General features: G+C 71.1%; 10 protein-coding genes. 4 read left to right on the forward strand and 6 right to left on the reverse strand.

The annotated features are described in order from the left end of the window. Window positions 1–296: 296 nt before the first annotated feature. Together ABZV42_RS31410 and ABZV42_RS31415 are read right to left on the reverse strand one after the other, a co-directional pair. Complete coding sequence (locus ABZV42_RS31410; RefSeq protein WP_356054714.1) at window positions 297–1,487, reverse strand: lipid-transfer protein; 1,191 nt, start codon at window positions 1,485–1,487, stop codon at window positions 297–299. Between the two features lie 28 nt (window positions 1,488–1,515). Then, complete coding sequence (locus tag ABZV42_RS31415) at window positions 1,516–1,962, reverse strand: zinc ribbon domain-containing protein (RefSeq protein ID WP_356054716.1); 447 nt, start codon at window positions 1,960–1,962, stop codon at window positions 1,516–1,518. A 241-nt stretch (window positions 1,963–2,203) separates the two neighbouring features. Between ABZV42_RS31415 and ABZV42_RS31420 the strand changes: the two genes are divergently transcribed. Then, entirely contained in the window at window positions 2,204–2,740 is a 537-nt protein-coding gene (locus tag ABZV42_RS31420) for an NUDIX domain-containing protein (RefSeq protein WP_355977939.1), read from the forward strand. Between the two features lie 3 nt (window positions 2,741–2,743). On the opposite strand, the gene ABZV42_RS31425 is transcribed toward ABZV42_RS31420, so the two are convergent. Next, window positions 2,744–5,119 (reverse strand): TIM-barrel domain-containing protein, encoded by a 2,376-nt coding sequence (locus ABZV42_RS31425; RefSeq protein WP_355977937.1) that lies wholly within the window; start codon window positions 5,117–5,119, stop codon window positions 2,744–2,746. A 213-nt stretch (window positions 5,120–5,332) separates the two neighbouring features. Between ABZV42_RS31425 and ABZV42_RS31430 the strand changes: the two genes are divergently transcribed. Beyond that, window positions 5,333–7,300: an acetoacetate--CoA ligase gene (locus tag ABZV42_RS31430; RefSeq protein ID WP_355977935.1), complete on the forward strand. Its 1,968-nt coding sequence runs from the start codon at window positions 5,333–5,335 to the stop codon at window positions 7,298–7,300. Here the strand turns inward: ABZV42_RS31430 and ABZV42_RS31435 are convergent, their stop codons facing one another. Then, window positions 7,301–8,620, reverse strand: a complete 1,320-nt coding sequence (locus ABZV42_RS31435; protein ID WP_356054718.1) for an aminotransferase class I/II-fold pyridoxal phosphate-dependent enzyme — start codon at window positions 8,618–8,620, stop codon at window positions 7,301–7,303. A gap of 111 nt (window positions 8,621–8,731) precedes the next feature. Between ABZV42_RS31435 and ABZV42_RS31440 the strand changes: the two genes are divergently transcribed. Then, a complete protein-coding gene (locus ABZV42_RS31440; RefSeq protein ID WP_355977931.1) occupies window positions 8,732–9,940 on the forward strand; it encodes an MFS transporter in 1,209 nt (402 codons plus the stop codon). 22 nt (window positions 9,941–9,962) lie between these two features. Next, entirely contained in the window at window positions 9,963–10,856 is an 894-nt protein-coding gene (locus ABZV42_RS31445) for a hypothetical protein (RefSeq protein ID WP_356054720.1), read from the forward strand. A gap of 81 nt (window positions 10,857–10,937) precedes the next feature. Here ABZV42_RS31445 and ptsP read toward each other — a convergent pair whose 3' ends face one another. Beyond that, a complete protein-coding gene (gene ptsP, locus ABZV42_RS31450; RefSeq protein ID WP_355977927.1) occupies window positions 10,938–12,608 on the reverse strand; it encodes a phosphoenolpyruvate--protein phosphotransferase in 1,671 nt (556 codons plus the stop codon). Window positions 12,609–12,686: 78 nt separating this feature from the next. Beyond that, window positions 12,687–13,136, reverse strand: a complete 450-nt coding sequence (locus tag ABZV42_RS31455) for a PTS glucose transporter subunit IIA (RefSeq protein ID WP_355977925.1) — start codon at window positions 13,134–13,136, stop codon at window positions 12,687–12,689. Window positions 13,137–13,632: the final 496 nt, after the last annotated feature.

The raw sequence follows: 13,632 nt of genomic DNA on the forward strand, positions 1-13,632 counted from the left end.
GGTGGTCACAGGAAGTGTGCGGGAGGCGCCGCCCGCGCCGCGCGCACGCTCGTCCATGACAGTGTCGAACGCGGCGCCGCGTGTGCCGGGTGCGGCGCACGCGGTGGTCCGGGGGAGCGGTGGAGCGTGGGTCCGCCCTCGGATCCCCCGGAAGCGGCGGAGCGTGGGCCGGCCCCGGGGCTCCTCAGATGCGGCGCGGTCCACCGCGGGGCCGGGGCCTGTCGTTTGGATCACTTCGCAGACGCGGCACAGACCAGTCCCGTCGATGCCCTGCAACCTGATCCCAACGACAGGCCCTACCGCACCGCCACGACCGAGGAGCCGTGTCCGAACAGTCCCTGGTTCGCGGTGATTCCCACCCGCGCTCCGGGGACCTGCCGGTCACCCGCATCGTCGCGCAACTGCCAGGTCAGCTCGCACACCTGGGCGATGGCCTGCGCCGGGACGGCCTCTCCGAAGGAGGCGAGTCCGCCGCTGACGTTCACCGGTATGCGTCCGCCGAGTGCCGTGGCGCCTTCCCGCAAGAGCTTGGAGGCCTCGCCCTCCGCGCAGAGGCCGAGGTCCTCGTACCACTGAAGTTCCAGCGCGGTCGACAGGTCGTAGACCTCGGCGAAGGAGAGATCTTCGGGTCCGATACCCGCCTCCTCGTAGGCGGCCCGGGTGATGGACGCCCGGAACGTCTCCGTGGCGGGCTCCACGGCGGCCGCCGAGTCCGTGGCGATGTCCGGCAGGTCCAGCACGGTGTTCGGATAGCACGGCGACACGGTCGACACCGCGCGGATCCGCACCGGCTCGGCGATCCCGTGCCCGCGCGCGAACTCCATGCTCGTCAGCACCACGGCGGCGCCGCCGTCCGAGGTCGCGCAGATGTCGAGCAGCCGCAGTGGATCGGCGACCACGGCGGACGCGGCCACGTCCTCGGCTGTGACCGTCCTGCGGTAACGGGCGTTGGGGTTGAGCGCGCCGAGGGCCGCGTTCTTCACCTTGACCTGGGCGAAGTCCTCCGGAGTGTCGCCGTACAGAGCCATCCGGCGCCGCGCGTACAGCCCGAAGTACGTCGGATTCGTGGCTCCGAGGACGCGGAAGCGCAGCCAGTCCGGATCGTCCGGCCGGTCGCCGCCGGCGGGGCGGAAGAACCCCTTGGGCGCGGCGTCCGCGCCCACCACGAGGACCACCTCGGCGAGGCCCGAGAGTATCTGCGCGCGCGCCGTGCCGAGCGCCTGCGCCCCGGAGGCGCAGGCCGCGTACACGCTCGTCACGCGTGCTCCCTGCCACCCCAGCGCCTTCGCGAACGTCGCCCCCGCCACATACCCCGGATAGCCCCCGCGCACGGTGGACGCGCCCACGACCGAGTCGACGTGCCGCCAGCCGATCCCCGCGTCGGCCAGTGCCGCGCGCGCCGCGGCGACCCCGTACTCGACGAATGGGCGCCCCCACTTGCCCCACGGGTGCATGCCCACGCCGAGGACCGCCACCTCACCGGTCATGCCGTCACCCCCGTCCGCCCCGAGTCCTTCATGCCCTCACCCCTGTCGGCCGCCAGTGCCACGTCGTCCAGGTCGTCTCCTCGTCCTCGTTCAGCACACCGGGGACGACCTCCACCTCCATGCCCACCGCCAGGTCGGCGACGGTGATCCCGGGAACCGCCTGGCCGAGCACCACGAGGCGCTCGGATTCCAGTTCCACAGCGATCAACGCGTAGGGCTTCCACGAGAGTTCCGGATCGGACACATAGGGTGACGGGGGCCGGTATCGGCTGTCGGTGTACGACCAGACGCGCCCTCGGCGGGACAGGGGCACCTCCGTCAGCTCTCCGCCCGCGCACCCCGGGTTGCGGCAGCAGTTGTCCTCCCGGGGGAAGAACACCGAGGCGCAGGCCGAGCATCGCGTGCCGAGCAGACGGAAGCCGCTCCCCTCCCCGGTGAACCACCCGGCCACGACAGGTGTGCGTGTGCGCGACACGGTCCCTCCACGACACTAGATCTGACGGAACGTCAGAAGTGTGCCACGGGCGACGGGAATTGGGCAGGGCGCCGATGCGGGCCGACGGGCGACCGCGGAGGCCGGAACGCCTGCCGGAGCGATCGAGGCCGCACGGGTGCTTCCGGCCGCCCCGCGCGCCCCGGCCGAGCTGTTCCGCCTCGGCCACCTCATCCGGTCCGGCCCGAAGACGGCCGCCCGGTGATGGGCTACAGTCCGCGGCGTGTCCGAAACCCCGCACCCGCCCGCCGACTTCGCGCCCGATTCGCACTGCTCGAGCTGCGGCGCCCCCTACGGAGAGGGCTTCTCCGGCTGGCCCCGCACCTGCGCCGCCTGCGGCACGGTCGCCTACCGCAATCCGCTGCCGGTCGCGGTGGCCGTGCAACCCGTCTACGACGACCAGGGGGCCGCCCTGGTCGTCATCACCCGGACCATCGCGCCCGCGCGCGGGGGCGTGGCCTTGCCCGGGGGATTCATCGACCACCGGGAGGACTGGCGGCAGGCCGTCGTGCGCGAGCTCAAGGAGGAGACGGGCATCGACGCGGCGAGCAGGGAAGTGCGGCTCGCGGACGCGATGAGCTCTCCCGCGGGGCATCTGCTGCTCTTCGGGCTCCTCCCGGAGCGCCCCGCCGCCGAACTGCCGCGGTCCGCGGCCACCGACGAGACGGAAGGCTGGCATCTGCTGCGCCGGCCGGCCGAACTCGCCTTCCCGCTCCACACCCTGGCGGCCCGTGGCTGGTTCGAGGGGCGCTACATCTGAGGGTCAGGTACCGGGCGTACCCAGTCCCCGCACCCGTACGGGGTAAGACGGCTCGCTCAGGCCGCCCGTGCCGCCGGCCCGCCGCACCACCACCTCGTCCCCCTCCCAGCGGGACACATGGCGTTCGGCCTCCGGTTCCTCCCACCCGTCGCCCGGGTCCGGCACGACCAGACCGCCTCCGACGCTTCCCCGTGGGGGCACCCAGGCCTCCAGCTCCAGGGCGCCGTCCGCGCCGCGTACGGGCAGGACGGCACCGGCCCGCGCGAACACCGGAATCCGCGACAAGGGGGCCTCGACCACCACCTGCGCCGGTCCCTCGTACGCCTCCCCGGTGACCGTGTCGTACCAGCGCCCTCGCGGCAGCTGCACCGTCCGCCGGACCGCACCCGGGTCCAGCACCGGCGCCACCAGGAGGCTGTCGCCGAGCAGAAACGCGTCCTCGCAGTCGCGCAGCTCCCGGTCCTCGGGACCGGCCCACCACAGGGGCCGGACGTAAGGGGCGCCCGTACGGCGTGCCGTGTGCGCCAGCGTCATGAAGTACGGGAGCAGCCGCCGTCGTTCGACGAGCGCCACGCGTGCGTGCGCCAGCACCTCGTCACCGAACTCCCAGGGCTCCCGGCGGCCGGCCCGCAGACTCGCGTGCGTGCGGAACAGCGGCAGATACGACCCGAGCTGGAACCACCGCAGATACAGCTCGGGCGACGGGCTGCCGTCGAAGCCGCCCACATCGGGTCCCGAATAGGGCACCCCGCACAGCCCGAGCCCCATCACCAGGGACAGCGACGCCCGCAACCCGGGCCAGCCCGTGGCCACGTCCCCGGACCACGTTCCCGAGTAGCGCTGTATTCCCGCCCACCCGGAGCGCGAGAACAGGAACGGCCGTTCGTGAGGCGTGAGTTCACGCAGCCCCTCGTAGGCGGCCCGGGCCATGCCCAGCGCGTACACGTTGTGCGCCTCGCGGTGGTCACCGCCGCGGCCCTCCATGGAGTGCCGGGCCGAACGCGGCAGCGTCGGCTCGCCGAAGGCCGTGAACGACGTCGGCTCGTTCATGTCGTGCCAGAACCCCGAGAACCCCTGCGCGAGCCGCTCCTCGTAGAGCCTGCCCCACCATGCCCGCGCGCGCGGGTCCGTGAAGTCCGGGTAGACGGCCTCACCGGGCCAGACGACACCGCGTACGAGCTGTCCCGAGGCGTCCCGCACGAAGGCGTCCTCGGCGAGACCGCTGTCGTACACGGCGTTGCCCGGCTCCGCCTTGACCGCCGGATCGATGATCGACACCAGACGGATCCCGTCGCGCCGCAGCTCCTCCGCGAGCAGAGGAAGCTTCGGGAAGCGGTCGCGGTCGACGGTGAACACCTGGTGGGCGTCGTAGTGGTCGATGTCCAGGTGCACGGCGTCCAGCGGCAGCTCCCGCTCCTGATAGCCCGCGACGATCCTCCGCACCTCCTGCTCACTGCCGAAGCCCCACCGCGCGTGCTGGTATCCCAGCGCCCACGCGGGTGGCAGCGCCGCCGCACCTGTCAGCGACGCCCAGGAATGCAGCACGCGCGCGGGAGTGCCCACCATCACCCAGCAGCGCAGCGGGCCGCCGTCCATGCGCAGCTCGCACGATCCGGTCCGGTCGTGCCCGGAGCCGGCGCCCTCCTTGCCCTCGCGCAGGGTCAGGGCACCGTCCCACGACGTGTCGTGGAACACGAGATGTGTACCCGCGTCGGCGACGACCATCTGCACCGGCATCGTGAGGTACAGCGGATCGTCGCCCGGCCCGAAGGCCTGTCCGGGATCCGTGTTCCACAGCCGGTACGTCCCCTCGCGCAGCCGGAGACCCGCCGCCCGGCCGCCCAGACCGAAGAACCGGGCGTCGGCCGCCACTTCGGAACGCTGCATCCAGCGGGGTGCGCCGCCCTCGACGGGTTCCCACCACCGGGGCGGCAGATCCCGGCGCAGGACCACTCCGCCGGGCGTCAGGACCTGGACCGCGCCGTGCCGCGAGACCGCGACCGTGACCCGCTCGGCCACGACCCGCCAGCCGCCGTCCTTGTCCGGCTCCAGGACGACCCGGGGGTCCGGCTCGGGGCAGCGGCCGGCGAGGGCGTACGACGGCTCCGGCGCGACCGCGTCCCAGCCCCAGAAGACCGCCCCGCCCACCGTGACCGTGATCCGCAGTTCCGAACGCGTGAAGCGGACGACTCCGCCACCGGGGCCCGGCTCCACACCGAGCACGGTCCCGGGCACCCGCGCCCGCTCGGCGCCCCGCTGCGGCAGCCCGGTGGCGTCGGCACGCCGCCTGCGCCACGCGGCCCGCACCGTGAGCAAACCCTGAGTGGTACCCCCCGAGCCGACCGCTTTCACCGAACGCACCAGGTCACGACCGTCCATGCTGCTCACCCTGCCACTACCGGCGCCCGTTGAGTGCGTCGTTCAACTGCCGTTCACCTGTTGCGACGCCACATCTTCATGTCGCCGACTATGTGTGGCGTGCCCTGGTAAAGAAGTCGATCACATGGCATCGTCCGTGTCAGCCGCGTGACGCGCACACCCCCGCTCGTGCGCGACCGACGCACACGACGCGCACAGTCCGGGAGCCGCCCCATGTCCACCACGAACCCCTCACCGCTCTGGCAGCCCACCGCCGAGGGCATCGCCCAGGCGCAGGTCACGAAGTTCCAGGCCTGGGCGGCCGAACGGCACGGAGCGCCGGCCGACGGAGGCTACGCGGCCCTGCACCGCTGGTCCGTCGACGAGCTGGACACGTTCTGGAAAGCCGTCACCGAGTGGTTCGACGTACGGTTCTCGACCCCGTACGCGCGCGTGCTCGGCGACCGCGCCATGCCCGGTGCCGAGTGGTTCCCCGGAGGGACCCTCAACTACGCGGAGCACGCCCTGCGCGCCGCGGACACCCGCGCGGACGAACCGGCCCTCCTGTATGTCGACGAGACCCACGAGTCCGTCCCCGTCACCTGGTCCGAGCTGCGCCGCCAGGTCGGCTCCCTGGCCGCCGCACTGCGCGCCCTCGGCGTACGTCCCGGAGACCGGGTCAGCGGCTATCTGCCGAACATCCCCCAGGCAGTGGCCGCCCTGCTCGCCACAGCCGCCGTGGGCGGCGTCTGGACCTCCTGCGCGCCCGATTTCGGCGCCCGCAGCGTCCTCGACCGCTTCCAGCAGGTCGAACCCGTGGTCCTGTTCGCGGTCGACGGCTACCGCTACGGCGGCAAGGAGCACGACCGCCGTGACACGATCGCCGAGCTGCGCCGCGAACTGCCCACCCTGAAGGCCGTCGTGCACATCCCGCTGCTCGGCACCGAGGCACCCGAGGGAGCCCTGGACTGGTCGGCGCTGACCTCGGCCGAAGTGGAGCCCGTCTTCGAACAGGTCCCCTTCGACCACCCGTTGTGGGTGCTCTACTCCTCCGGTACGACCGGCCTCCCCAAGGCCATCGTCCAGTCCCAGGGCGGCATCCTCGTCGAGCACCTCAAGCAGCTCGGCCTGCACTGCGACCTGGGTCCCGGGGACCGCTTCTTCTGGTACACGTCCACCGGCTGGATGATGTGGAACTTCCTCGTCTCCGGCCTGCTGACGGGTACCACGATCGTGCTCTACGACGGCAGTCCCGGGTATCCGGACACGGGCGCCCAGTGGGGCATCGCCGAACGCACGGGAGCGACACTGTTCGGCACGTCCGCCGCGTACGTGATGGCCTGCCGCAAGGGGGGCGTCCACCCCTCGCGCGACTTCGACCTGAGCCGAGTGCGGTGCGTCGCCACGACCGGGTCGCCCCTGCCGCCCGACGGATTCCGCTGGCTGCACGACGAGGTCCGCGAGGACCTGTGGATCGCCTCCGTCAGCGGCGGCACCGATGTGTGCTCCTGCTTCGCCGGAGCGGTACCGACGCTCCCCGTGTACATCGGGGAACTCCAGGCAGCGGGCCTCGGCACCGACCTCCAGTCCTGGGACCCCAGCGGAAAGCCCCTCACCGACGAGGTCGGCGAACTGGTCGTCACCAACCCGATGCCGTCGATGCCCATCCACTTCTGGAACGACCCCGACGGCAGCCGCTACCACGACAGCTACTTCGACACCTACTCCGGAGTGTGGCGCCACGGCGACTGGATCACCGTCACCTCACGGGGCTCGGTCGTCATCCACGGACGCTCCGATTCCACGCTCAACCGCCAGGGCGTGCGCATGGGCTCGGCCGACATCTACGAAGCCGTCGAACGACTCCCCGAGATCAAGGAGTCGCTCGTCATCGGCGTCGAACAGCCCGACGGCGGTTACTGGATGCCGTTGTTCGTCCACCTCGCCCCCGGAGCGGTCCTGGACGAGGACCTCCTGAACCGCATCAAGGTCACCATCCGTGAACAGCTCTCCCCGCGCCACGTTCCGGACGAGGTCATCGAAGTACCCGGAGTGCCCCACACGCTGACCGGCAAGCGCATCGAGGTGCCCGTCAAGCGCCTTCTCCAGGGCGCGTCCATGGAGAAGGCCGTCAACGTGGGTTCCGTGGACAACGTCGAACTCCTGCGCTTCTACGAGAAGCTGGCCCGCGAGCGCGGCTGATCAGCCTCCGTAGGTGGCCTCCGACTCGCCGAGCACGGCGGCGAAGTCGGAGGCCAGCCGCACGGCATCGGCGGGCGGGAGTTCAGCGACCGAGATGCGCACGCCCGGCGCGGCCGAGGTCCTGAAACGCGCGCCCGCCGCGACCCACCATCCGTACGAACGCAGCCCGTTCACCACCGCAGACTCGTCCCGCACGGGCACCCAGAGATTCATCCCGCTCACGCCCCGAGCCTTCGTGCCGCGCTCGGCGAGCTCGCGGAGCAGCGCGGTGCGGCGCAGCGCGTACGTCTCCTCGGCACGCGCCACCAACACGCGCGTGCCCTCGTCCGTCATCAGCCCGTACACCGTCTCCTGGAGCAGATGACTGACCCAGCCCGACGTCAGCAGCAGGCGGCCGTCGTGACGGGCCAGTGTCGTCGGATCGCACGCCGCGGCCGCCCACCGCAGGTCGGTCCCCAGGAACTTGCTCACCGTGCGCACATGGACCCAGCGGTTCAGACCGCCCGCGGTGAGAGTGCGCAGCGGCGTGCCGGCGACGGAGGACGCGTGATCGTTCTCCACGACCAGCACATCGGGCGCCTCCCGGAGCACGTCGACGAGCGCGTCCCGCCGATCCCCGGAGAAGCTGCCACCGCAGGGATTCTGCGCCCGCGGACTGCACACGAGCGCGCGCACCCCTGTCCGTAGAGCCGTCCGCAGGGCTTCCGGCCGGATGCCCCGGTCGTCCACCGCGACCGGGACCGTGCGCAGTCCCAGCGCCGTGACCAGGTCCAGCAGATGGTGATAGCCGGGATCCTCCATCGCGACCGCGTCCCCCGGACGCAGCTCCACCGACAGCAGCCGCCCGATCAGGTCCAGCGCGCCATGAGCGAACGTCACATGCTCCGCCGGCACCCCGTCGGGCTCCAGCCAGTCGCGCACGGCCTCCTCCAGCCGTGCGAGGCGGGGCGTGGAGCGATGGGAGCGCGCACCGGGGGAGAGCTGCGACGGCGGCACCACGAGGGGGAGCAGTTCCGGGTCGGGATGACCGCCCGCCAGGTCACGCAGCCCCTCCGGCACGCGCGGCGGCCGCCGAGACGCCACCGCGGGCGCGGCGGCCACCACCGTCCCGCCACGCCCGCGGGTCAGCACGATCGCGCGCTGCCGCAGTTCCTTGTACGCCGTCGCGACCGTCCCGGGGCTCACGCCGAGCAGGTGGGCCAGCGCGCGCACCGGAGGCAGTGCCGTACCCGGCTCCAACGCACCCTCAGCCACGCCTCGTTCGACGGACGCGGCAATGTCCTTGGCTGTCGTACCGCTGATCGAATATTGTGTTGCCACGTTGATGAGTATGTATCAATACATAATGTGAGGCAAGGGGGAGCAGTGAGTCCGAGGCGCCGCGCAGCCGTGGGACGGGCACGCATACCGGGAGGCCCCGACGGCCGGAGAATGCTCTGGATCGCCCTGGTCGACCGCATCGGCAGCGGTCTGTGGGCATCCGTCTCCGTCCTGTACTTCACCTACGTCACCGGCCTGTCGGTCGCGCAGATCGGCACCCTCGTGGCCGCGGCCGGAGCGGTCGGCATCGCGGGCGCGCCCCTGGGCGGGCGCATCGCCGACCGCCTGCCGCTCACCCGCGTCCTGATGGCGCTCCAACTCCTCCGGGCCCTGGCCTCCTTCGCACTGCTGACCACCGACAACTACGTCCTCCTCCTGGTGTTCTCCGCCGCGGGCAGCTTCGGAGACCGCGCCGCGAACGTCCTCACCAAGCTCTACGCCACCCGCGTCTCGGGACCTGACCGGGTCCGCTATCAAGCCGTCAACCGCACCGTCGCCAACGCCGGCTGGGCCCTCGGAGGCCTTGCCGCGGCAGGAGCCCTCACCCTCGGGACCACCGCCGCGTACCAATGGCTGCTCGCGGGCGACGCCCTCTCGTTCGTGGCCGCCGCTCTCGCGACGGCCCGCTGCGGCGAACCGCCCTCGGCCACCCGCACCATCGCCACGTCGAAGGACCCGGTCCTCGCGGCGCGGCCCGCAGGCCCCTGGCGCGACCGTACCTACCTCGCCTACGTCGCCACCGAGACCGTCCTCTTCCTCGACGACGCCGTCTTCAAGGTCGGTCTGCCTCTGTGCATCGCCCACTCCGACCGGGTCCCCCACGGCCTCGCGCCCCTCCTGATGGTCCTGAACAACGTCATGGTCGTCACCCTCCAGGTCCCCCTGGCCCGGTTCGGCTCCACCACCGCCGCGGCACGTGCGCTCCTCGTCCCGCTCTCCGCCTTCTTCACCCTCGGCGGTGTCGCCATGGCGCTCTCCGCAACGGGCGGAGCCATGACCGCGACCCTCCTCCTGACCGTGGCCGCCGCCGCCTTCACGGTGGCGGAGATGCTCCACGCCACCGTTTCCTGGGAACTCTCCGTCGCCCTCGCCCCGAACACCGGGCAAGGCGCCTATCTCGGCGTCCACGGACTCGCGCAGGCCGCACAACGCAGCGCCGGACCACTCGCCGTCACAGCGGCCATCGCCACCGGCCCTCTCGGCTGGACTCTCTTCGGCACCGTCATAGCCGCGACCTGCATGTTCCAGCATCGCCTGGTACGCGACCGGCTCACCCGACCCGCGTTGTCAGTGCCGCCGGTTACTGTGAGTGAGCATTGATCGACTGTGCACAGGGGGAAACATGGCGCACACCCAGCACCACACCATGCGACGCGTCCTGCGCCGCGAAATCGCCGGCACCATCGGCCTGCTGACCGACGAACAGGACTTCCGGGCGATGCGGCGCTATCGCACCTTCGCCTTCGACGACCACACGGCCTATCTCCAGCAGGTCGAAGCCCTGCTCAAGACACTGGCCGCCCAGGGCAGCCACACCACCGTGGCACTCTTCGACCCTGAGGAATACGCCGAATTCTGTGCCGAGAGCGGCCTGGAACCCGACACCCCGGTCAGCCGAACCCGCTTCACCGCCCGACTGGCGGCGACCGGCCCCACCATCCCCTACGACGGGCAGCCCCTCGGTCAACTGGTCCCGGACCTCGTCGACGAAGCGGTCCGCAGGGCCACTTGGGAGTACGCGACCAGGCTCCTGGCCCGCATCGGCAGCTGCGCGGATTGCGGCGAGGACATCGGCCGCGCCTCCTTCATCCGTGCCGCCCACCTCCTCACCAGGGTCGTCGACACGGCGAGCCCGGGAGAGCTCCACCTCGTGTGCAGCGTCTCGTCCGCCCCCGACACACTCGTCGCCGTACTCCGGACAGAGGGGCGCACCGAAGGGACCGCCGGCCTCGACGAGGCCGAGGCCCTCGAATTCACCACCGTCCTGGCTCTCGGAATCGCCACCCGGAGCGCCTGCGGACTCGTCATGCGCACCACCGCCCCCGACACCACGGACCGGGTCTACGGATGGCGTCTGCGAGGCGAGGATCTGGAGCCTCTCACCGCCGGAGAGGTGTTCGACGCCTACTGCACCGACCTCGACTCCGGGGACCTGGTCTCACCGGAATCAGATGTCGACTATTGCGTACCGCCCGACCTCGGAGACGAGGGCAAGAGGACCGGCCACACGCACTGAACGCGGAAGGGGCGCCCCATCCGCAGATGGAACGCCCCTCCATACCCGCCAACCGCTGTCGCCCGCCGACGCATCGTCCGGCTACTCGCCGGACAGCACCGCCTGCGCCGCGGTGCGCGCCTCGTCCGCCGTGTCCGCGGCACGTGCGGCCGAGGCGGCCCGCTCGCACTGGGCCAGCGTGTACTTCGCCAGCGTCGCCCGTACATAGGGAAGGGACGCGGCACCCATCGACAGGGAGGTGACACCCAGACCGGTCAGCACACAGGCCAGCAGCGGGTCCGACGCGGCCTCACCGCAGACACCGCAGCTCTTCCCCTCGGCCTTCGCCGCCTCGGCGGACAGCGCGACCAGGTCGAGCAGTGCCGGCTGCCACGGGTCCTGAAGACGGGACACCGCGCCCACCTGCCGGTCGGCCGCGAACGTGTACTGCGCGAGGTCGTTGGTTCCCAGGGACAGGAACTCGACCTCCTGAAGGATCGATCGCGCCCGCAGCGCGGCCGACGGGATCTCCACCATCGCGCCGAACTTCGCCCGCAGCCCGGCCGCACGGCATGCGTCCGCGAACGCCTTGGCGTCCGTACGGTCCGCGACCATCGGAGCCATCACCTCGAGATAGACCGGCAGTCCCTCCGAGGCCTTCGCGAGAGCGGTGAGCTGCGTACGCAGCACGTCGGGGTGGTCGAGCAGCGAGCGGAGCCCCCGCACACCGAGCGCCGGATTCGGCTCGTCGGCCGGCGTCAGGAAGTCCAGCGGCTTGTCCGCGCCCGCGTCCAGCACCCGCACCACGACCCGGCCCTCGGGGAAGGCCTCGAGCACCTGACGGTAGGCCTCGACCTGCTTCTCCTCGGACGGCGCCTGCTTGCTGTCGTCGAGGAAGAGGAACTCGGTACGGAACAGACCGACGCCCTCGGCCCCGGCCTCGACCGCCGCCGGCACGTCAGCCGGGCCACCGATATTGGCCAGCAACGGAACCTTGTGCCCGTCGGAGGTGGCACCCGGACCCGTCGAAGCGGACAGCGTCGCCCTGCGCTCGGCCGCCGCGGCCTCCAGCTGTGCCTTCTTCTCTGCGCTCGGCTCCACGAAGATCTCACCCGTGCTGCCGTCGACCGCGATGACCGTGCCCTCGGCGAGCTCACCCGCGCCGGGCAGTGCCACGACGGCCGGTACTCCCAGGGCTCGCGCCAGGATCGCGCTGTGGCTGGTCGGGCCGCCCTCCTCGGTGACGAAACCGAGCACCAGGGTGGGGTCCAGCAGAGCCGTGTCGGCGGGCGCGAGGTCACGCGCGATAAGAACGTAGGGCTCGTCGCTGTCCGGGACGCCCGGCATGGGCACGCCGAGCAGTCGAGCGACGATACGGTTCCGCACGTCGTCGAGGTCGGCCACGCGTCCGGCGAGGTACTCGCCGGCGCCGGCAAGCAGTGCCCGGTACGCGGCGAGCGCGTCGTACACCGCGCGCTCGGCCGTGCTGCCGACGGCGATCCGCCGGTTCACATCGGCCGTCAGCTCGGGGTCCTGGGCCATCATGGCCTGGGCCTCGAGCACCGCCTGGGCCTCGCCGCCCGCCAGATTGCCGCGCGCAATCAGGTCTGCCGCCACGTCCTCCACGGCCTTGCGGGCACGTGCCTGTTCGCGGGCCGCGTCCTCCGGCGGGATCTGTTTGGCAGGCGGTTCGAGAACCGCCGTCCCCATGTGCCGAACCTCGCCGATCGCCACACCGTGGCTCACGCCGACGCCTCGCAGCGTTGTCTCCATCTCACCCGTCTCCGAATAGTGCGGCGGCTATCGCCGCCGTGATCGTTGTCGAACGCGCCGTCCAGGACAGCGTCGGTGTCACTGCCAGCCGAAGAGCGCGTCGCCGGCCTTCACCTCGCCGGCCTCGATGACGTCTGAGAGGGAGTCCGCCGTGGCTTCGAGGGCCACGACCGGGCACACCGGGGATTTGCCGGCCGCCTCGACGGCGGCGGGGTTCCACCGCACGACACTCTGGCCGCGCGTCACGGTGTCCCCCTTGTTGACGAGCAGCTCGAAGCCCTCGCCATTGAGCTGCACGGTGTCGATGCCCAGGTGCGTGAGTACACCGTGGCCCTCGCCGTCGACGACGACGAACGCGTGCGGGTGAAGGGAGACGATCACTCCGTCCACGGGGGCGACAGCCTCCGAGGGTTCACGATCGGGGTCGATCGCGGTGCCGGGGCCGACCATCGCTCCGGAGAACACGGGGTCCGGTACCGCGGCGAGTCCGATGGCGCGTCCTGCGAGAGGGGACGTCACGGTGGTCATGGGAAGCCTCCGAGGGGGGTGGAGATCTATACGGGCCGTCACTGCCTGTCCCGGACAGGGCACTGTCGAGCAGGATATGTCATATGAAGTGCCGGTTCCGCGCGAGAGATCCCGGTTGGCGCCGTAGAGGACAGGGCAAACGATTTGCGCCTGCTCCCGCACCCCATGTAGAGTCGTACTCCTGCTTGAGGCTGAGCGACGTGACCAAGGCGTCGTTGCCCGGCAGCACCCAACTTGTCAGATCCTATCTCGGGGTCGCCTCCCGCATGTCTGCGGGACGGTGGTCAGTGAGACAGAAAAAGACTGATAGAGTTTGGACTCGCCGGAAAGGGAAAGCGCGAAAGCGAATTACCTGGAAAGCACCGAGGAAATCGGATACGGAAACGGTCTGATAGAGTCGGAAACGCAAGACCGAAGGGAAGCGCCCGGAGGAAAGCCCGAGAGGGTGAGTACAAAGGAAGCGTCCGTTCCTTGAGAACTCAACAGCGTGCCAAAA

The sequence above is a fragment of the Streptomyces sp. NPDC005281 genome (assembly GCF_040607495.1).
Taxonomy (GTDB): domain Bacteria; phylum Actinomycetota; class Actinomycetes; order Streptomycetales; family Streptomycetaceae; genus Streptomyces.

Coding starts and splice junctions, on each gene's coding strand:
- ABZV42_RS31425 (WP_355977937.1), bottom strand. CDS start 5,119: ATGGACGGTCGTGACCTGGTGCGTTCGGTGAAAGCGGTCGGCTCGGGG.
- ABZV42_RS31440 (WP_355977931.1), top strand. CDS start 8,732: ATGCTCTGGATCGCCCTGGTCGACCGCATCGGCAGCGGTCTGTGGGCA.
- ABZV42_RS31430 (WP_355977935.1), top strand. CDS start 5,333: ATGTCCACCACGAACCCCTCACCGCTCTGGCAGCCCACCGCCGAGGGC.
- ptsP (WP_355977927.1), bottom strand. CDS start 12,608: ATGGAGACAACGCTGCGAGGCGTCGGCGTGAGCCACGGTGTGGCGATC.
- ABZV42_RS31455 (WP_355977925.1), bottom strand. CDS start 13,136: ATGACCACCGTGACGTCCCCTCTCGCAGGACGCGCCATCGGACTCGCC.
- ABZV42_RS31410 (WP_356054714.1), bottom strand. CDS start 1,487: ATGACCGGTGAGGTGGCGGTCCTCGGCGTGGGCATGCACCCGTGGGGC.
- ABZV42_RS31445 (WP_356054720.1), top strand. CDS start 9,963: ATGGCGCACACCCAGCACCACACCATGCGACGCGTCCTGCGCCGCGAA.